At 34.6% G+C, this 19,117-nt stretch carries 19 protein-coding genes and 1 tRNA gene; 17 read left to right on the forward strand and 3 right to left on the reverse strand.

The window, feature by feature from the left end; all coding sequences use genetic code 11:
* The first annotated feature begins 264 nt into the window (after nt 1–264).
* From rnc to QWC74_RS11985, 4 genes are all read left to right on the forward strand, one after another.
* Nucleotides 265–975, forward strand: a complete 711-nt coding sequence (gene rnc / locus QWC74_RS11970; RefSeq protein WP_006785130.1) for a ribonuclease III — start codon at nt 265–267, stop codon at nt 973–975.
* Nucleotides 976–1,205: 230 nt separating this feature from the next.
* The gene (locus QWC74_RS11975; RefSeq protein WP_006785129.1) at nt 1,206–1,976 is read left to right on the forward strand and encodes an SDR family oxidoreductase; all 771 of its coding nucleotides are present in this window, start codon (nt 1,206–1,208) and stop codon (nt 1,974–1,976) included.
* A gap of 66 nt (nt 1,977–2,042) precedes the next feature.
* On the forward strand, nt 2,043–2,507 hold the full coding sequence (locus QWC74_RS11980) for a GNAT family N-acetyltransferase (protein ID WP_006785128.1): 465 nt from the start codon (nt 2,043–2,045) through the stop codon (nt 2,505–2,507).
* A 144-nt stretch (nt 2,508–2,651) separates the two neighbouring features.
* Nucleotides 2,652–2,728: transfer RNA gene (locus QWC74_RS11985), tRNA-Arg, on the forward strand.
* Nucleotides 2,729–2,812: 84 nt separating this feature from the next.
* Here QWC74_RS11985 and QWC74_RS11990 read toward each other — a convergent pair.
* On the reverse strand, nt 2,813–3,466 hold the full coding sequence (locus QWC74_RS11990; protein ID WP_006785127.1) for a M48 family metallopeptidase: 654 nt from the start codon (nt 3,464–3,466) through the stop codon (nt 2,813–2,815).
* A gap of 218 nt (nt 3,467–3,684) precedes the next feature.
* Here QWC74_RS11990 and QWC74_RS11995 point away from each other — a divergent pair, with 218 nt between their 5' ends.
* The gene (locus QWC74_RS11995) at nt 3,685–3,957 is read left to right on the forward strand and encodes a hypothetical protein (RefSeq protein ID WP_055163623.1); all 273 of its coding nucleotides are present in this window, start codon (nt 3,685–3,687) and stop codon (nt 3,955–3,957) included.
* A 45-nt stretch (nt 3,958–4,002) separates the two neighbouring features.
* On the opposite strand, the gene QWC74_RS12000 is transcribed toward QWC74_RS11995, so the two are convergent.
* Nucleotides 4,003–5,091, reverse strand: a complete 1,089-nt coding sequence (locus QWC74_RS12000) for a PRK06851 family protein (RefSeq protein ID WP_006785379.1) — start codon at nt 5,089–5,091, stop codon at nt 4,003–4,005.
* 204 nt (nt 5,092–5,295) lie between these two features.
* Between QWC74_RS12000 and QWC74_RS12005 the strand changes: the two genes are divergently transcribed.
* Nucleotides 5,296–6,192 carry a DUF368 domain-containing protein gene (locus tag QWC74_RS12005; protein WP_006785378.1) on the forward strand — a complete coding sequence of 299 codons (897 nt, stop codon included), beginning with the start codon at nt 5,296–5,298 and terminating at the stop codon, nt 6,190–6,192.
* Nucleotides 6,193–6,463: 271 nt separating this feature from the next.
* Here the strand turns inward: QWC74_RS12005 and QWC74_RS12010 are convergent, their stop codons facing one another.
* Entirely contained in the window at nt 6,464–7,657 is a 1,194-nt protein-coding gene (locus QWC74_RS12010; protein WP_317453077.1) for a GntR family transcriptional regulator, read from the reverse strand.
* Nucleotides 7,658–7,884: 227 nt separating this feature from the next.
* Here QWC74_RS12010 and QWC74_RS12015 point away from each other — a divergent pair, with 227 nt between their 5' ends.
* From QWC74_RS12015 to QWC74_RS12065, 11 genes are all read left to right on the forward strand, one after another.
* Nucleotides 7,885–9,024: an exonuclease SbcCD subunit D gene (locus QWC74_RS12015; RefSeq protein ID WP_006785376.1), complete on the forward strand. Its 1,140-nt coding sequence runs from the start codon at nt 7,885–7,887 to the stop codon at nt 9,022–9,024.
* A 2-nt stretch (nt 9,025–9,026) separates the two neighbouring features.
* Complete coding sequence (locus tag QWC74_RS12020) at nt 9,027–12,158, forward strand: AAA family ATPase (RefSeq protein ID WP_006785375.1); 3,132 nt, start codon at nt 9,027–9,029, stop codon at nt 12,156–12,158.
* 178 nt (nt 12,159–12,336) lie between these two features.
* Nucleotides 12,337–13,038, forward strand: a complete 702-nt coding sequence (locus QWC74_RS12025; protein ID WP_006785374.1) for a DUF969 domain-containing protein — start codon at nt 12,337–12,339, stop codon at nt 13,036–13,038.
* The gene (locus QWC74_RS12030; protein ID WP_006785373.1) at nt 13,038–13,952 is read left to right on the forward strand and encodes a DUF979 domain-containing protein; all 915 of its coding nucleotides are present in this window, start codon (nt 13,038–13,040) and stop codon (nt 13,950–13,952) included. Before QWC74_RS12025 ends, QWC74_RS12030 begins: the two co-directional genes overlap by 1 nt.
* Nucleotides 13,953–13,993: 41 nt before the next feature.
* Nucleotides 13,994–14,638 carry a pyroglutamyl-peptidase I gene (gene pcp, locus QWC74_RS12035; protein WP_006785372.1) on the forward strand — a complete coding sequence of 215 codons (645 nt, stop codon included), beginning with the start codon at nt 13,994–13,996 and terminating at the stop codon, nt 14,636–14,638.
* Nucleotides 14,632–15,069, forward strand: coding sequence for a gamma-glutamylcyclotransferase family protein (locus QWC74_RS12040; protein WP_006785371.1), 438 nt, complete (start codon nt 14,632–14,634; stop codon nt 15,067–15,069). The genes pcp and QWC74_RS12040 overlap by 7 nt, the downstream gene beginning before the upstream one ends.
* A gap of 112 nt (nt 15,070–15,181) precedes the next feature.
* The gene (locus QWC74_RS12045) at nt 15,182–16,273 is read left to right on the forward strand and encodes an ethanolamine utilization protein EutH (protein WP_006785370.1); all 1,092 of its coding nucleotides are present in this window, start codon (nt 15,182–15,184) and stop codon (nt 16,271–16,273) included.
* Nucleotides 16,274–16,716: 443 nt separating this feature from the next.
* Nucleotides 16,717–17,361, forward strand: coding sequence for a YesL family protein (locus tag QWC74_RS12050; protein WP_006785369.1), 645 nt, complete (start codon nt 16,717–16,719; stop codon nt 17,359–17,361).
* A 10-nt stretch (nt 17,362–17,371) separates the two neighbouring features.
* The gene (locus QWC74_RS12055; RefSeq protein WP_006785368.1) at nt 17,372–17,977 is read left to right on the forward strand and encodes a DUF624 domain-containing protein; all 606 of its coding nucleotides are present in this window, start codon (nt 17,372–17,374) and stop codon (nt 17,975–17,977) included.
* Between the two features lie 117 nt (nt 17,978–18,094).
* The gene (locus QWC74_RS12060; RefSeq protein WP_006785367.1) at nt 18,095–18,664 is read left to right on the forward strand and encodes a sigma-70 family RNA polymerase sigma factor; all 570 of its coding nucleotides are present in this window, start codon (nt 18,095–18,097) and stop codon (nt 18,662–18,664) included.
* Nucleotides 18,657–19,117: DUF4179 domain-containing protein (locus tag QWC74_RS12065; RefSeq protein ID WP_288994114.1), on the forward strand; the 461-nt coding region annotated here is incomplete at its 3' end. The genes QWC74_RS12060 and QWC74_RS12065, both read left to right, overlap by 8 nt.

Consider the following 19,117-nt stretch of genomic DNA (forward strand, 5'->3'; position numbering starts at 1 on the left):
AAAGCTCACGGATCATCGGATTCTCTTGCTATAATGAATGCGATTCGTCAAGCACGTGAAGCTGTTTCACAAGATGTCGTGAATAAAATTAGTCAAGCATTGAGAGAAAATGTTGAATAGTCATCTGATTTGCAGTTGAAAATAGATGTAGAAATGTCTTGTTACTTCTATTTTCGTCGAAAACACTCGACTCTTTACGAATCTCTTGTGAAAAGCCTGGAAAAGGGTTATAATTATTTGGAATTTGAATGGAGGTGAAATATTTTGGCATATTTAGATCAATTAGCGGAGTTTTTAAAAGAAAATAAGATTGCGTTTCGTCAACTAGATCGTTATTGTCAGGCTTTTACTCACTCATCGTACGTTAATGAACATCGCCATTTAAAAATTGAAGATAATGAGCGATTAGAATATCTAGGAGATGCGGTCTTAGAATTAACAGTCTCAAACTACCTTTTTAATTTAAAACCTTCTCTTTCAGAAGGTGAAATGACGAAGATTCGTGCCCAACTTGTCTGTGAGCCATCACTTGAGTCTTATGCTCGTAATTTAAACTTAGGAAAGTTAATGTTATTGGGGCGTGGTGAAGAAAATTCTGGAGGTCGTGAACGTCCAACGGTTTTAGCTGATGCGTTTGAAGCATTTGTTGGGGCGATGTATCTTGATTTAGGAATGGACACGGTTTACTCATTTGTTCATGAGATTATTCATAAAGCTTACCAACAAGGTGAAGTGACACAAGTATTTGATTATAAAAGTACGTTACAAGAACTTGTGCAAGCAGATTCTAAAAAAGCAATTGAATATCGTATTATTTCTGAGACAGGTCCAGCTCATAATCGTTCATTTGAAGCTATTGTTTTGTTGGATGGGATTACGCTTGGACGTGGAATTGGAAAAACTAAAAAAGAAGCTGAACAACAAGCAGCTAAAGGTGCAATAGAGATTCTAGCGAAGAATCATGAAAAAAAATAATCTATTGTTAAAGAGATTAGTCTAGATTTGTGTTTAATAGCAATAAATAGTTACCTAGATAATCGGAACCTTTGTATCCAATACATTTACGTGTTAAGGCTGATGAAAGAAATATTGAAACCATTTTTGTAAATATCTAGATGAATGATAGGAAGGAAGAATGCAAAACTTTATTTGTTTAAAGTATGGTTTTGCTTTCTTCTTTTTGTTTTTTACAAGGAGGAGTTATTGTGGGTTATTTTGTTGTAACGGGAGCTTCATCAGGGATAGGAGAAGCCATTTGTTATGCACTTGCAAAACGTGGGTATTCACTAATTTTAGTAGCAAGAAGAGAAGAGTTATTAAAACAATTAAAATCTGATATTTTAAAAAAATATAAAGTGAAAGTTGAAGTGATGCCGTTTGATTTATCGGATATGAAGCAAACGGAATTGCTCTATGAGGCTTGTCAGATTTATTCTATCGAGGGTTTAATTAATAATGCAGGATTTGGATTATTTGGTGACTTTATCGAGATAAACTTAGAGAATGAATTAAATATGATTGATTTAAATATTAAAAGTTTACATCTTTTGAGTAAATTATTTTTAAAAGATTTTGTGGAGCAAGATAAGGGATATCTGATGAATGTCGCTTCAACTGCAGCCTTTCAATCTGGTCCCTTAATGGCGAGTTATTATGCTACAAAAGGGTATGTCTTACAATTAACAGAAGCCATTTCTTATGAGCTACAGATGAAGAAATCAAACGTTAAGGTAAGTGTTTTATGTCCAGGTCCAGTTGATACAGATTTTCAAAAACGTGCACATATTCAGGTGGCATCAACTAAAATTAAAACAGCAGAAGAAGTGGCTGAAATTGCAGTTGCAGGCATGTTAAAAGGAAAAGAAGTCATTGTTCCAGGAATGATTAATCGATTTTTGTTATTTTTTAATCGTTTTATTCCAAGAAAATGGGGCCGTATGCTCGTTTATCGAAATCAATTGAAAAAACAAAAGTAATCCAACTATTTTATTAGTCATAAATTGTGTTTCTAGCTAATACAATCATCATTAAGAGGTGAGAGTATGAAAGTAAGGCTAGGGACAGTTGAGGATATCGATTTAATTGTTCGTTTAAATAATGAACTCAATCAAATGATGTCCAAGTTGCAACCGGATGATTTTAAAAAAATAAGTGAAGATATCGATTGGGTGCGGCAGTATTTATTGAATGAGAAAGCAGATTATCTATTGTTAGAAGATGAAGGTGAAATTCGGGGACTTGCTCTTGTTGAGCAATTAGAATCAATTGATCTTCCATCTTTACTCAAGCGTCATTATGTTTATTTAGTACATTTAGTTGTGGATCCTTTATATAGAGGATGTGGATATGGACATGAATTATTTAAGGCGGCTAAGGATTGGGGGAAAGACCGTCAATTAGAGTATATTGAGCTAAGTGTATTAGCTAATAATCAGGCAGCCTTAATGTTTTATGAAAAAGAAGGTTTGATGAATGTTCGAAATGTGATGAGAACCCCGATCAAATAAAGTAAGGATGAAAGGTAACTCAAGAGAACTCGATTATCTTTCATTCTTGAATAGTAATGTTTGTTAATAATTAACAGATATTTGGTTGACGAAGAAAATGATGTAGAGTATAATATTAAATAAGATAATAAATGTAAATCTTATGCGCTTGTAGCTCAATTGGATAGAGCATCTGACTTCGGATCAGAGGGTTGTGGGTTCGACTCCTGCCAGGCGCGCCATTTTTATTTGTTAATCATAGACTACTTATTTAGGTGGTCTTTTTTTTTGTTCATAAAAAGGCACTCCCTCATGGGAGTGCCTTTTTAAATGGTCATGACGATTCCAAATCTTGAAAGATAGTCTTGATGTTGTTTAAAGTTCACATCATACATCCCAACCTTACGCCAGAAAGAGCGGTCATGGTTCATATGAAAAATATGACATAGCTCGTGAATAACAACGTAATCAATCACTTCAATTGGGGCCATAGACAGTTTATAGTTGAATGTAAGTTGCTTGTTAGAATCACAAGTTCCCCATGTTTTAGGGGAGTCTACCACAGTGACGTTTTTAGCTTTGACGCCAATGATTTTTTCAAAATGTTGAACACGTTTTTTTATGATCTTTTTCGTTTGAGTGGTATAAAATTGTTGTAGTTGCTTTTGAATTTCTTTCTCTGACTCAGGTATTTCTGGAATGAGTTGATTAAGATGATAACCTTTTCCAAGATAGAGGAAAATTTCTTCTTTATCGTAGGATTTTTCGTTTGAGATATATTTTCGATTCTCTATCTTTTCTTGAACTTTTAGTAACAGATTAGCGTTTGAATTCATAAATTCATGGATAGCTTGTTCCGATGTTTTTTGAGGTACCTTCAAGGTGATATGTCCCTCTGGTGTTATATCTAGCACCATTTTTTTTCGTTTTCCATATTGAATATCAAATATAATTGATTTGTTCTTAATTGTGATTTGCATAGTAGGTCTCCGGTATTTAATTAAAGAATATAACTTATTATATCACACAATCCGAAGGGATTGAGAGGTGGATTCAAGTGATAAAAAGTTTAAAGAAATTGGATTCTTTTTTATCATAAAACTTTTTTTTAAGCATATGGTTAATTGTAGCTCAAAATACACGGTGTTCATTGAATCACCAATCCAAAAACTAATCATACTAAAAGGAGAGGTTAAATATGTGGGAACATACTCAAGAGGGAGTCGCAAGAAAATTTGAAACAAGAGGAAAAGAAGAAGTAATCGTTGAGATTAAAACAAAACAAGGGATTGCTGTGATTAAGTATCCTAACTATGAACAAGTGATTTGCGGGATTCGAGATAATAAAGTGAAAATTTGGAATGATCTTTTATTTGATCCGGTAACTTATCATCAAATTAAATCACAGATGACGGCACTTTGTGTCAAAAAAGAAACAGCATCAAATAAAAATGCGACAAAACGTCGTTAATATAATAAAAAAAGCGATTGTCTACAAAGACAATCGCTTTTTTTATTACATTAATTCTTCAATTTTTGTTTTTAAGTCAACATAAATTTTTTCGATAATATCGAAATCAACAGCATCAATATAAAATTGTTCTAATTGATCATGAAATTGTTTAGCAAGACCTAAAGCATCCGTTCCTTTTTTAATGGTTTGTTTATATCGATTTGAGATTTCTTTCAGAGCGGCTTCATTCTTTTCATCTGTTCCTTTAGTGACCAGAGCATCGTACATATCGATGATTTCATCTGTTGGTTTGTTTGGAAAGTATTCGTGAGGAGCTGTTGAATCGAAGAAACAGATACCTTTAGAGGGGATTAATAGCATGTCAAGTGAGTCTGGATCAAATGAACAGTGATAGATTTCAATATCATATCCTAGTTCTTCACAGTGGGCTGCCATTTGTTTTAGAAGGGTTGACTTTCCTGTTCCAGGACGTCCTTTAATAAAGTAGCGTTTACTTAAGTCCTCAGTTAAGTTTTGAATATAGTCAGTTGATCCGGTTGGAGTAGAGGCTCCAAAAAATCGATGTTTAACCACTGCGGTATGATCTTGTTTTTCAAAATTTAATAAGGTGTCACAAATATATTGTCTAAGTAAAGGGGCTTTGTTAAAATCCATTTCAGCTATGTAGATGCTTTCCCATTCATCATGAATCCCTAATGCTTCGGCGTAAGATTGGTATAAAACATCATAGCAGTGTCCAATTTGATATTTTAGAGCTAAAATATCAGCTGTATGAGGTTTTAATAGTTGACGGTCCCAAGCAACGCCTAAATTGACGTATTCTTCAATAGCACCAGGGGCAGTTGGTTCAATAACGTGTGGAGCAGTTCCATCGACAATTCCAACAGAAAGTTTAGGAATAATGACCCCATCAAGTGAATCTGCATCAGATGAACAATGGATAAATTCAATATCATACCCTAAATCATAAAAGTGGGCCCCAATTTTTTTCATCAAAGTTGATTTACCTGTTCCAGGACCTCCTTTTAAAATATACAAGTTATTTAATCCTTGTAAATTAGAATCAAAAAAATTACAAAATCCTTTTGAACTATTTGCGCAAGTAAAATAGTTTTTGATTGATGCTCCCATATACATCCTCCTTAGATGAAACCTAATAGACTTTACTTTTTATCATATGGGACGTAGGCCTAGAGTGTTCATAAAAATCGTCTTTTTTTTATATGAAAATCGATAACTTTCTTTCATTGCGATATAAGTCGTCTTATGATATGATTAAACTAATTATAATATCATCACAAGGGATGAACTAGAATAGTAGAGGTGGATTAATCGATGTTTTTTGTTAATTTAATACGTGGTTTTTTTATGGCATTAGCCGATAGTGTTCCGGGTGTTTCAGGAGGAACGATCGCATTTATTTTAGGATTTTATGATCAATTTATCGGATCATTAAATACATTGATTTCAAAAAATAATAAAGAAGAAAAATTAAAAGCTTTGAATTTCTTAATTAAAATTGGAATTGGTTGGGCCATTGGGCTGATTGGTTCTGTTTTATTTTTAGCTTCTATTTTTGAAGAACATATTTATAATATTAGTTCTTTATTTATTGGATTTATTATTTTCTCAATTCCGTTAATTATTAAAGCGGAGCGCGAAACATTAAGAAATAAATATATTAATCTTGTTTGGACAGTTACCGGAATTTTGATTGTAGTTGCGATTTCTGTCTTTAATCCTATTTCTTCGGGTGGAGGAATTAACATTTCTTTATCAAATTTAAACATTGGATTAATCATTTATGTCTTCTTAGCTGGGATGATCGCCATTTCTGCTATGGTGTTGCCTGGAATTTCAGGATCAACTTTATTATTAATTTTCGGACTTTATACGACAATTATTGGGGCTATTAAAGAGGTTTTAACGTTTAATTTCAGTTATGTTCCTATTTTATTTATTTTTGGAATTGGAATTATTACTGGAATCTTATCAACGATTAAATTAATTCGTCATGCTTTAGAAAATGCACGTCCACAAATGATTTATCTTATTTTAGGATTAATGATTGGATCAATTTATGCGGTTTTAATGGGGCCGACAACGCTTGAGACACCGCAATTACCAATGTCATTTGAGACATTTAATCTTCTTTACTTCATCATTGGTGGGGCAGTAATTATTGGATTAGAACAATTTAGTGCAGCTTTAGAGCGCAAACAGCAACGTTAATAAAAAAATACTGTACACGTTATGTACAGTATTTTTTTGATATCTCTGTAAACGTTTTATTAAAAGTGTAGGTTGAAAAAAGTTATCATGAAGTTGTGTTTTGTTTTTATAAGTTGTTTGTAGTTTCAAGGGGGAGATAGGATTTGAGAATTAGGGGCTAAGAAAGGGAAGGTAAAGAAGTTTATATCCTTTGAATGTAGTATTTCACCTCATGAAAGTCAGCTCTTTAAATTAATTCAAAAGTAAAAAAATCGACCGCTGGTCGATTTTTTTATTTTGTTAACTTAGCAACTGATTTTCTGATTATTAATTCAGGATGATAAGTATGTTTCATTTCATAATGTGGATTATTAATCATGCTCAGAATGGACTCAGCCGCAAGTTTTCCTAACTCTTTTCCAGGATGTGTGATACTAGTTAAGGGGACGACTCCGATTTGACTTAAGCTTGAGTTATCAAAGCTAACAAGTGAAAGGTCATGAGGAACGTTCAGGTCATTTGAAGCGAGTAGTTGAATCAATTTCATTGCAATTTGATCGTTATAGCAAACAATGGCAGTTGATGATTTGAATTTTTTTAATAATTGAGGAAGGTTTTCAAGGCAGAATTGTTGTTCCATGTTTTCCGTTGAGTACCAAATAATCGCAGATTCATCAACTGAAAGATTATGCTTATACATTTCAGTTAAAAATCCTTTATAGCGTAAATTTCCTTGCATGTCATCGTATTTGAAAATACCGGTAATATTTTGATGTCCGTTTTCAATTAAATGTCGCGTTGCTAGTTCTCCACCCAGTTCATCATCTACCACAATGTAGTTGCAGTTAAGTTGAGCGTAATGACTATTAATGAAGACAACAGGAATCCCTCGCTGTTCGAATTGATTATAAATATCTAAATTCGGATTTGGTAGAGCCGATTTTGTTCCCTCAACAATTAATCCATCAATATCAGATTTTAATAATGATAGAAGTTGTTCACGTTCTGTATTCACTTTATTTCGTGTTAAACGTAAAGTGGTGTTATATCCATTCAGTGATAAAACTTTTTCAATGCCTGAAATAATGCCAGGGAAAATATAGTCATCTAAATAAGTCGTCACTAAGCCAATTGTTTTTGAGGGGATTTTAGTTTCGCTAAAGATGTGATTGACATAAGTCCCACTGCCTTGTTTTTTTAAAACCAATCCTTCTTTTTCAAGAATAGCAATTGCTTGACGGGCTGTTTGTCGGCTAATAGAAAACTTTTCACACAACTGATTTTCACTAATGAGTTTTTCACCAGCTTTATATGTGTTATTGTAAATATTTTGTTTTATCCATTCAGCAACTGCTACGTATTTAGGTAAATTTTGATTAAGGATAAAAATCCCCCCTTTTTTAGTTGTATCTTTTAAGTTGGAAGTTGTATTGTATAAGTATACAACTTTTTGTTGGCTTTTAAAATAGCTTAAATCGATGAAAATGAAAAATTATATAATGAAATCGATGATTTCGTATAATCATCAGTTAAAAATGACTTCTTCAGAAATAAAAAAAAGAGGCTGTTTTTTATATTTTTTTAAAAGTCGGAATTTGTAGGAAATGCTTGAAAATTATTTTCTCCTATTTCCTAGGGAATGATTGACGGTGGTAAGTTATAAATCGTATAATTTTTATAGAACATTTATTCGATTTTATAAGGAGCGGTTTGATGAGATTAATGCATTTAGGTGATTTGCATTTTGGAAAAATGGTGAATGGGTTTTTAATGATTGAAGATCAAGAATTTGTATTAGAGCAAATTAAACAGTATATTCAAACGTATCGACCTGATGCTGTGATGTTAGCAGGAGATATTTATGATCGTAGTGTGCCACCGGCAAGAGCGGTCGCACTATATAATCAATTTTTAAAAGATTTATTAATTGAGCTAAAGACACCTGTTTTAGCGATTGCAGGAAATCATGATGGGGCAGAATTGATTGATTTTGGACACGAGTTATTTGAAGCGGCACAGTATTATGTCGCAGGGAATTTTACGAAAACTATCAAAAAAGTTAGACTGCAAGATGATGCGGGTCCTGTTAATTTTTATTTATTGCCGTTTGCAGATTATGCCGTTGTCCGAGAAGCTTTAAATCATCCAGAAATCAAATCACTTAATGACGCCATGAAGGCTATTATGGAAGTCAATCCGATTGATTCTACTGAACGTAATGTTTTAATCACGCATGCGTTTGTTGTGGGTGGAGAAGCGCCAGAACAATCGGAATCAGAGAAAAAATTAGTGGTTGGGGGAAAGGAATCGGTGGATGCAACGCTTTTGGAGCATTTTGATTATGTGGCACTTGGGCATTTACATCGAACACAACGTGTGAATAGTGATAAAATCCGCTATAGCGGATCGCTTTTAAAATATTCATTCTCAGAAGAGCATTACCATAAATCGATGACGATGATTGATTTAGACGCAGAAGGTGAGATTAGTATTGAACTATTACCTTTAAAACCACGTCGTGATATGCGTACCATCACTGGAAAACTTGATGAGCTTTTGACGCTTGAGGATGAGGGACAAGAAGATTATCTACGAGTCATTTTAACAGATGAAGGGGAGTTACTCGAACCGATGGCAAAACTTCGTCAGGTGTATCCTAATGTGATGTTGTTAGAACTTGAACGAAGATTTTCAGAATTTAAAGGAAGTCAGTTGAGTGCGAGTGCTCGCCAGACGAAATCAACGGAGGAGTTGTTTGCAGATTTTTATGAGCATCATCGTGGGGAATCTTTGCATGAAGCAGGAAAACAAGTCATTGAACAAACGATTAAAGTTATGAAGGGTGAGTGCTAGAAGTGAAGCCAATTTCATTAAAAATAACAGCTTTTGGACCGTATGCGAAGCAAACGGAGTTAAATTTTAAAGAGGATTTAAAAAATCAAGATATCTTTGTAATTACAGGTCCAACCGGTGCTGGTAAAACAACGATTTTCGATGCGATTTGTTATGCTTTATATGGTGAGACGAGTGGAAATAAACGAAAAGGCGAAGAACTTCGAAGTGACTTTGCCGCAAGTAGTGACAATAAAACGGAAGTTGAGTTTACGTTTTCAGTGAAAGATAAAGTGTATTGTATTAACCGTGCACCTAAGCAGTGGGTTAAAAAGTTACGTGGTGATGGGTTGCGTGAGATGGCAGCCTCTGTTGAGTTACGAGAACTAGATAGTGATCGTGCGCCATTGACGAAGGATATGGATGTTAGAAATGAAGTTCAGGCGATTCTTGGTCTTAGTGTTGATCAATTTAGAAAGATTGTGATGATTCCACAGGGAGATTTTAAAGAGTTTTTATATGCGAATACGGCAAGTAAAGAAGAATTACTTCGTAAAATTTTTGGAACTGATTTTTATAAAGCGTTGCAAGAACAATTAGTAGAACAGTCTAAATGCTTAAAAGCAGAAGTGGCGGATACAGAAAAAGAGATTGCAGCGAAGTTAAAGGTGATTAAATGTGACCCGAGCTCGATGTTATATCAAATGATTGCTGAAAATAAATTATTGGTTCATATTTTAGAAGAAGTGCAAGTTGAATTGGAGAAATTATCACAAGAACAACTGACGCTTCATGAACAAGTGATTGCTGTGGATCAGGATTTACAGGTTCAAATGCAAAAAAGACAGGACGGTCTTTTACTGAATGAAAAGTTTAAGCAAAAAGAGGAAATAGATGCCCGTTTTCAAATGTTGATGAAATCGCGTGAAGCGATGAATGAGTTAGGAAAAAGGGTTGAGTTTTCAAAAAAAGCAGACGAACTTACAAAGCTTGAAAATGAAGTTTTGAAACAACAAACGTTATATAAAAAAGAAGTTAGCTTGCATCAGGCGGGAGTTGAGAAATTAGCTGATCTTGAGCAGCGTTTTATTATTGTGAAGAAGTGTTTTGAAGGAATTGAAGAGTGGCAAGCGACGGTTTCTAAGTTGACCGATGAGATGAATCAGTTGCAAAACTATGCGGATAGTTTAAAGATTATTGAAGAGCGACGATTTGAACAAGATCGTGTGCAAGAGGTCGTGACTAAAATGACGGCTTCTTTAGAAGATAAAAGCAAGCGTCTTAATGAGATGATAGAGGTGCTCAAAACGTTACCGAGTGCGACGGAGCAACAGCAGTTGTTAAAAGAAGCGTGTTTTAAAGAAGAGTTAGAGATGAATCAGTTGAAAGAACAGCAAGGGATTGTAGGGCAGTTATTGACACGCTATGAGCGTCTATTAAAAAATCAGGCTAATTATCAGTATACGATGAATCAGCTAACGAAAAGTCAGGGGTTATTAGACTCATTAAAAGCTGATTATGAGCATCAGGCCGCGTTGTTTATTCATGCATCGGCGATTCGATTAGCGAATGAATTAAAGGTAGGAGAGGCGTGTCCAGTTTGTGGGTCACTTGAACATCCTAATCCTCGAACAAGCGATGAACCTATTTTAAGTAAGGAGGAGCTTGAAGCAAGACGTTTAATGCTAGAATCAAAACAACAAGAGCATCAGTTACTTGAACAGAAAGTAGCGGGAATTGCAGCCACTTTAAAAGAAGAGCAACGTTCAATTGATGAATTAGTTCAAGTGTTAGTTGGGCATCAGTTAATTAAAGAAGATGAGGAGATAAGTCAGTCATTCATACAGATGTTAATGACGCAGATTCAACAACGTATTCAGTTTAAATCACAGACTTTAAAGGAGATTAAATTGAAAGGGCAAGCATTAGAGCAACAGATTGACAGGTTGATCAGACAAAAAGAAGAACAGGAGCTACTGGAGCAAGATTTGAAAGCCTCTGAACATCAATTAGCAGAGCAAGTGGCAAATTTATCATCGGTTCGCCGAGTTGTGATTGAAATGCTTGATGCTATTCCAAAACCATATCAAGATTATTTGATGGTGAAGTCAAAGTTACATGAGGTAAAGCAAGAGCGAAATCAGTTAGAGCAACATATTCGTGAGGCACAGTCTCAGTATCAGCTGTTAACGTCAGAGATGGCGTCAACAAAGGCCACAATTTTAGAAGTTGAGCGTCAAATGACTCATTATCAAAGTGAGTTAACATTAGCGAAGCAACTTTTTGATACGCAGTTGAGGACTGATTTTACATCGGTTGAAGAATATCAATTATCAAAATGCTCGATGCAAGAAATCATGCAGTCAGAAGCTCAAGTTAAAGCATATGAGCAAGAGTTACAAGGGGTTCAAAGTCAGTTAATCGCGCTTGAGCAATCACTAAAAGATTTGGCACCGGTTGAACTTTCAAGAATAGAAGAGTTAATTCGACATTTAAGTGATCAAAAAGAGTTGCTTCAAAAAGAAATGAATGCCAAAGATTTAATTAAAGCGCATAATAAAGATGTGTTAGAGAGCATTCAGCGTCAGTATCGACTCATTCAAAAACGGGAAGAGGAATACCGTGTCATTGGAGAACTTGCCGATCTTGCAAATGGAAAAAGTGGCGGTAAAATGTCATTTGAAACGTATGTGCTTTCTAGTTATTTTGATGATGTGTTAGAGGCTGCCAATTCTCGCCTTGAAAAAATGACAGCACGTCGATACTATTTATTACGACGAGAAGAGGTCAAAGGTGGAGGTCGTAAAGGACTGGATTTAGATGTTTATGATAGTCATACATGTAAAAAACGTCCCGTTAATACGTTATCTGGAGGAGAAAGTTTTAAAGCTTCATTGGCACTTGCACTCGGATTATCAGATACGGTGCAACAAAATTCAGGGGGCATTCAACTCGATACGATGTTTATCGATGAAGGATTTGGAACATTAGATTCTGAGTCACTTGATCAAGCGATTGATATTTTAATGGAATTACAAGATTATGGCCGTTTAATTGGAGTGATTTCACATGTAAATGAGTTAAAAGAACGGATTCCTGCTAAGCTTGTTGTTGAAATGGATTCCAATGGAAGTCGAGCCTATTTTAAAAAATAATCAGAAAAAAAGTTAAATTATAAAAGATAATTTAACTTTTTTATTGCATTAAAATTAAATTCCAATAAAAGGAATGTCGAAAAAAGGCGTATTTGTGTCATTTTTGTGTTATAATTGAGACATGACAAAAAAACAGAATGTTTTATTTGGATGGCAATGAAGTAAAAGGAGGAAGGTTATGTTTAGTTTAGTAGGTATTTTAATTATTGTCATTGGTTTTATGTTAAAAATTGATACATTAGCTATTGTAGTTATTGCAGGAATCGTGACAGGATTTGTAGGTGGCTTAGATTTTAATGAAATTTTAACGATTTTAGGACAAGCCTTTGTATCGAACCGTTTTATGACGTTATTCGTTATCACATTACCAGTTATTGGGTTAATGGAACGTTACGGTTTAAAAGAGCGCGCCGCTTGGTTAATTGGTCAAATTAAAAATGCAAAAGCGGATGGAGTTTTATCTATTTATTTATTATTCCGCTTAATTATGGCTGCTTTAAGTATTCGTATGTCAGGACATGTGCAGTTTGGTCGTCCATTACTCTTACCAATGGCAGAGGGAGCTGCAACATCTCAATATAAAGATTTTAAAGAAGAAGATGTTGAATCAATTAAAGGATTAACAGCCGCTTCAGAAAACTATGGAAACTTCTTTGGTCAAAACTTATTCATTGGGGCTCCAGGGGTTATGTTAATTGTTGGATCATTAAATGAGCTTGGGTATACAGTTGATGCTAAGCAAGGACCGATTACCATTGCCCTAACAACGTTACCGATTGCGATTATTGCCTTAGTACTTGGTATTATTCAATTTAGAATGAATGAGAAAAAATTCAAAAACAAATATCAAGTGGTGTCTAAAAAGGGAGGGAATAACTAATGACTAATGTTTTATTAACGATCATTTATGCGATTATCGGTTTAGTTTGTATTTCTTTATCTGTGTTTGCCCTTCGTTCTAACGAGCAACAGGCGAAAGTAGGAACGGCATTATTCTGGTCAATCCTTGGAATTATCTTTATTTTTGGTGATTGGATTCCAGCGAATATCGTTGGGGTATTAATTATTGCGATGGCTGTTTTATCAGCAACGAAACAAGTTAAAGTGGGAAGCTTTAAAACAAGTAGCGAACAGTTTAAATTAGATTCAGCTGAAAAAATTGGAAACAAATTATTTGTTCCAGCATTAGTTTTAGCTGTGTTAGCATTCGTCATTGCACAGTTTACAAATTTAGGATCTTACAATGCGATTGGGTTAAGTGGAATCGGGGCTTTAATCGTGATGTTCTTTATTTCTAAATCAAATGTTAAAGAAGCAAACGATGAGTCAATTCGTTTATTAAGTCAAGTTGGGCCAACAGCTATTTTACCTCAGATTTTAGCAGCGCTTGGAACATTATTTACAGTTGCAGGTGTTGGAGATGTCATTGCAGGTGGAGTAAGTCAAGTCATCCCAGAAGGGAATATTTGGTTGGGTGTAATTGCTTACTGTGTTGGAATGGTAGTGTTCACAGCAGTTATGGGAAATGCTTTTGCAGCCTTTTCAGTTATTACAGCTGGAATTGGGGTTCCATTCGTCTTTGCATTAGGTGCTAATCCATTAATTGCTGGTGCGTTAGCCTTAACAGCAGGATTCTGTGGAACATTATTAACGCCAATGGCTGCAAACTTCAACATTGTGCCGGCTTCTATTTTAGAATTGAAAAATCAATATGGTGTCATTAAAGCTCAAGCACCATTTGCTATCATCATGTTAATTATCCATATTATTTTAATGCGATTCTTGGCATTCTAATAAATACTTGCATCTAGTTGTCGATTAGGAGGATGAATGTTATGAAAAAAGTTTTAGTGACAGGATTTGATCCATTTGGTGGAGAACCCGTTAATCCAGCATTAATGTCTGTGATGCAATTACCAGATGAGATTTTAGGGGTTCAAATTATCAAAAAAGAGATTCCAACAGTATTCGATAAAAGTATTGAGGTTCTTTATCAAACATTAAAAGAGGAACAACCTGATATGGTTATTTGTGTTGGTCAAGCAGGTGGTCGTCCTAATATTACAGTTGAGCGTGTCGCGATTAATCAAGATGATGCGCGTATTCCAGATAACGAGGGAGCACAGCCTATTGACCGTACTATTTTTGCAGAAGGTCCTGCTGCTTACTTCGCAACGTTACCGATTAAAGCAATGGTTCAAAATATGAAAGCAGCCGGGATTCCTGCTGCTGTGTCAAATACAGCTGGTACATTTGTATGTAATCATATCATGTATGGAGCCTTACATTTTGCAGCGACGCAACAACCCTCTTTAAAAGCAGGCTTTGTTCATATTCCTTATGTCCCAATGCAAACAGTTGATAAGCCAACAATGCCATCGATGTCTGTAGCAGATATTGTAACAGGGTTAACGATTTTAATTGAAACAGGAATTAACGTTGATCAAGATGTTAAAGTGACAGGAGGAGCTGTATGCTAAAACATCAAGAAACTGTGTTACCCATCTTTGTTTACGGAACACTAATGGTTGGAGAGCGCAATTATATTGATGTTTTACATGACAACTTAACGCATGTTGAAAATGCCAAAGTAAAAGGCACTTTATATTATTATAAAAAAGAAGATTATCCAGCCTTAATGCCGGGCGAACATTGGATTGAAGGACAACTCTTTTATGTCAACGAACTCCACGAAGTCTTAAAACCATTAGATGAAATTGAAGGATATATCTCAAAAAATAATCCAAGCAACATGTACAATCGAGATATTGTAGAGGTTGTGACGGAAGATGGGAAAATGCTACAAGCTTATGCCTATCGAATTAGTCCAAATTTATTTAAGCAAGAGCGTCAAGAATTTTCAAAAATGCAAGAGCTTAGTTGGAAAAAATTTAATCAAAAAATTTCTTAATTAAAAGGTCTTTGTGAAAGTTCACAAAGACCTGTTTTGTTTCTTTTTGTTACAATTAATGTTAAATTAGTGAAGAAGGAATATAAAAAGTTAAGATAGAAGGTGGATAGATGTGATAACAGATTTAATTTTTTATGTGGTGGCAATCTTTTTTGTGATTGGTGGCCTTGATTTTATGATGGGAAACCGAATGGGTTTAGGCGAATGTTTTGAAAGAGGGATTAAGTCAATAGGTGTTTTAACGCTGAATATGCTTGGAATTTTTTTATTGGCGCCTGTTTTTTCAGATGTATTAAGTCGGGTGTTGACTCCAATTGCGACTCTTTTTCAAATGGATCCCTCTATTTTAATTGGAACTTTTTTAGCTTGTGATATGGGTGGATATCAATTATCAATGGAATTAGCAAATTCCACTTTAATGGGAGAATTTTCAGGAATGGTGATTGCATCAGGTCTGGGTGCAACGATTAGTTTTTCGATTCCGGTGGCATTTGGAATGATTCCTAAAAAAGATATTCCTATCTTTTTAAAAGGAATGGTTCTTGGAATGATTGCCATCCCATTTGGATGCTTTGTTGGTGGAATCATAGCAGGAATTGAGGGTTTAATACTATTTCGTCATATGATTCCGTTATTTGTTGGGGTTATCATTTTATCGACTTTAATTTTAGTGAGGCCCTTATCATTAATTAAATTCTTTAATCTATTAAGTCGGGTTGTGGTTTGGATGAGTTTAATCGGACTGATGATTGCAGGTGCCCAGGCTGTTTCAGGTGTTGAATTTGTAAAAGGAATGGCCTCGCTGGCAGAAGGGGCTCAAATCGTTGTACGCATTGGAATCTTTATTGCGGGTGCGTATTCTTTGCTAGAAATTATTTATCGTTTCTTTAACTCTCAATTAGCGATGATAGGGAGATGGATTGGGGTTAATGATGTGAGCATCAGTGCAATGATTGGTAATCTTGTTAGTAATTTATTGGCCTTTAGTCGTTTTCATGAAATGGATGAATTGGGTAAATTAATTTGTTCGGCTTTATGTATTAGTGGTGCCTTCGTTTTTGGAGGACAGCTTGCTTTTGTAAATTCCATGACTCCCCATATAAGTACAGCCTTCATTGTTTCTAAATTTGTCGGTGGTTTCTTAAGTTTAATTCTTGCTTTATTGTACTGGCAGTTTATAAAAAATAGACAGATGGAATCATAAAAAATATCCGGTGATTAAGCCTCACCGGATATTTTTTTATAGAGTAAAGAAAATCTTATTAAAAGAAAAGGAGAGTTTCAAGTTGAATGAATCAGGGTCTCTGTTCATTCTTTATAGTCTATTCACACGTTGAGAAAAATAGAACAATTTGGTGGAAAATGAAAAAAGTTGAACTGATATCAGTTCAACTTTTCATTCTAGCGTGTTGTGAAAGAGAAATCATTCTTTTGGATGTTTACATTTGAAAAAATCAAATATAAGTGAAAAAGGAGCTCTTTACCTAAGAGACGAATGACGTTTACGAACGATTTCCCTACTTCCTTATTAGTATATGTAAAAATCTCTAATTTAGACTCTTTTTAAACCTAAAATTGGAATAAAAACGATTACAAATTATTTATCTTAAGGTATAATGAAAGAGTAAAAACAGGAGGGGGATTTTTATGGCATCACAATACGATGATAATCTATTCTTTAAAATGATTTATGCGATTAGCGATATCGCTGTTTTATCAATTTTATGGTTTATTGGAAGTTTACCGCTTGTAACGATTGGGGCTTCAACAACGGCTTTATTTTATGTTTGTGGGAAAAAGGTTAAACAAGATGAGCCTAAAATAATTTCTGAATTTATTAAAAGCTATAAAGAGAATTTTAAACAATCTTTTTTGATTACCGGGATTTTAGCCATCTTATGGTATGGGACGTTAACTTACTTTATGATGAGTTTTTCCGCTTTAAAAGAAGGCTTTAATGGGTCAGTTGTGGTCATGTTGGTTTTAGCTTTTGAGGTAGTGATGATGAGTGTTTATATGTGTGCACTTTTAGCTAAATATGAGCTTCGTACAATCCAAATTATTAGAAATTCATTTTTATTTATACATGCTTATTTTATTGAGTCGATTAAAGCGTTTGGTTTAATCATCGCTATCATTTTTTGCTTGCTGCTTGTACCCGGGATTGTGATTGTGTTACCAGGAGCGATTGGATTAACCGGAAGTATTTTTATTCGAAATTCGATTCATAAGTTTTTAGTTCGTCAAAAAGCAGTTGAAGAATTACGTCAAGAACAAGCCATTGAGTGTTAGGGGGATTAGGATGGGAATCTTTAATGCAGATCGGCCTCTTGGAAAAATGTTAGCAGACGCATATGATTTAATGTTATTAAGTGTCTTATGGTTTGTGGGATGTTTACCAATTGTAACAATCGTGACTTCAACAACGGCGCTCTTATTTGTTTGCGGGAAAAAGCTAAGAGGGGAAGAGATTCAAGTAGGTGCTGATTTTTATAAAAGTTATCGTCAAAACTTTAAAATGTCATTCCCGCTTCTTCTTATTCTCGGAATTTTTTGGTTTGGAAGTTTGTTTTATCTATTCATCGGATATCGTTCATTACTGCAAAAAATGACGCTTGCCTGGCTGTTTATCATTATCCTAATTTTTGAACTTGTCGTCTTAACGGCCTTTATTCTCTTATTATTCTCACGTTATGAAACATCAATTTTTCAACTTTTAAAAAATGCTCTCTTTATGTCACATGCTTATCTTCTTCAATCTCTTTTTATTTTCTTGTGGAGTATTGGATTAAGTCTTTTAGTCCTTTTCATGCCTGGATTATTTGTGTTAATGCCAGGCGTCTTAGCTTGCTTAATCAATTATTTTGGTGGAGCTGCGATTGGGCATCATTTAAATCACTCAAAATAATCATTCGGTTTGTGAATGGTTATTTTTTTTATTTTCTTGCAACTTTTTATCCTGTTTATCTCTCTAATAGGTGTCAATTATGATAGCATGGTATCAAAGAAAGGTTAGGCGTAGGATATGGATCGTGTATTAGTAATACCTTGGGTTAAAAAAGTAGAGGAAGTCAGTGAGAGGCAGTTAGCTAAAAAGGCGATAAGAGGAGATCATGATGCTTATGGTGAACTACTTAAGCGTCATAAAGCCTATTTTTATAAAATGGCCTTTAGTTATGTGAAGGAGCAACAAGTAGCCCTTGATATTGTTGGGGAGATGACCTATTTAGGATTGATGAAGATTCATCAATTAAAGAATCCCGATTATTTTAAGACATGGATGACGAAAATTTTGATTCATGTGGCTTTAAAGGAAATCAAGAAGCAGCAGGATGTGATGCCATTATTAGATCAGGTTGATATTCAGGAGGTTAACAAAGGAATTTCGATTGAACAAAAGTTAGATTTGTATGAAGCAATGGATCGATTACGGCCTGAGTATAAAATGGTAATTATTTTAAAGTTTTTTAATGATTATAAAGAAAAAGAGATAGCCGATTTGATGGAGTTACCGCTAAATACCGTAAAAAGTCATTTAAGACGCGCGAAAGAGGAGTTAAATGTTTTATTAAAGGGAGGATGTTTTAATGAATAAATATGATGAGATTTCTTTACCCAATCAATTAGACGATGTGATTAATGAAGGAGTTAAGCAGGCGATGATGATGAAACGTACAAAGAAATTAGGACGTGTGAAAAAGGTAGGAGTAGGATTAGCAGCGGGGCTTACGATTACACTAGGACTTGGATTCACGAATCCAGCAGCAGCTTCTAAGTTACCAGTTATTGGTAATGTCTTTGAGTCAATTGAAAAGAATTTGTACTTCCCAGGTAATTATTCAGAGTATGCAACATCAGTGAATGAAACCGCCTATTCGAATGGAATTGCGATGACGTTGTCGGAAATTTTTAGTGATGGACAGTTTTTATATGTAACGTATGTCGTGGAGAGTGAGAAACCATTTGAACATTTATCCTACATCGTTGAAGAAGCAAAGAATCAGGTCATTGAGGTGAATCAACTGCTTGTAGAAGAGGCCTATAGTAA

It is taken from the genome of uncultured Turicibacter sp. (assembly GCF_938044715.1).
GTDB classification, from domain to species: Bacteria; Bacillota_I; Bacilli_A; order MOL361; family Turicibacteraceae; genus Turicibacter; species Turicibacter sanguinis.

Coding starts and splice junctions, on each gene's coding strand:
- QWC74_RS12030 (WP_006785373.1), top strand. CDS start 13,038: ATGACTAATGTTTTATTAACGATCATTTATGCGATTATCGGTTTAGTT.
- QWC74_RS12015 (WP_006785376.1), top strand. CDS start 7,885: ATGAGATTAATGCATTTAGGTGATTTGCATTTTGGAAAAATGGTGAAT.
- QWC74_RS12060 (WP_006785367.1), top strand. CDS start 18,095: ATGGATCGTGTATTAGTAATACCTTGGGTTAAAAAAGTAGAGGAAGTC.
- QWC74_RS11995 (WP_055163623.1), top strand. CDS start 3,685: ATGTGGGAACATACTCAAGAGGGAGTCGCAAGAAAATTTGAAACAAGA.
- QWC74_RS12055 (WP_006785368.1), top strand. CDS start 17,372: ATGGGAATCTTTAATGCAGATCGGCCTCTTGGAAAAATGTTAGCAGAC.
- QWC74_RS12050 (WP_006785369.1), top strand. CDS start 16,717: ATGGCATCACAATACGATGATAATCTATTCTTTAAAATGATTTATGCG.
- QWC74_RS11990 (WP_006785127.1), bottom strand. CDS start 3,466: ATGCAAATCACAATTAAGAACAAATCAATTATATTTGATATTCAATAT.
- QWC74_RS11980 (WP_006785128.1), top strand. CDS start 2,043: ATGAAAGTAAGGCTAGGGACAGTTGAGGATATCGATTTAATTGTTCGT.
- QWC74_RS12000 (WP_006785379.1), bottom strand. CDS start 5,091: ATGGGAGCATCAATCAAAAACTATTTTACTTGCGCAAATAGTTCAAAA.
- QWC74_RS12040 (WP_006785371.1), top strand. CDS start 14,632: ATGCTAAAACATCAAGAAACTGTGTTACCCATCTTTGTTTACGGAACA.
- pcp (WP_006785372.1), top strand. CDS start 13,994: ATGAAAAAAGTTTTAGTGACAGGATTTGATCCATTTGGTGGAGAACCC.
- QWC74_RS12025 (WP_006785374.1), top strand. CDS start 12,337: ATGTTTAGTTTAGTAGGTATTTTAATTATTGTCATTGGTTTTATGTTA.
- QWC74_RS12005 (WP_006785378.1), top strand. CDS start 5,296: ATGTTTTTTGTTAATTTAATACGTGGTTTTTTTATGGCATTAGCCGAT.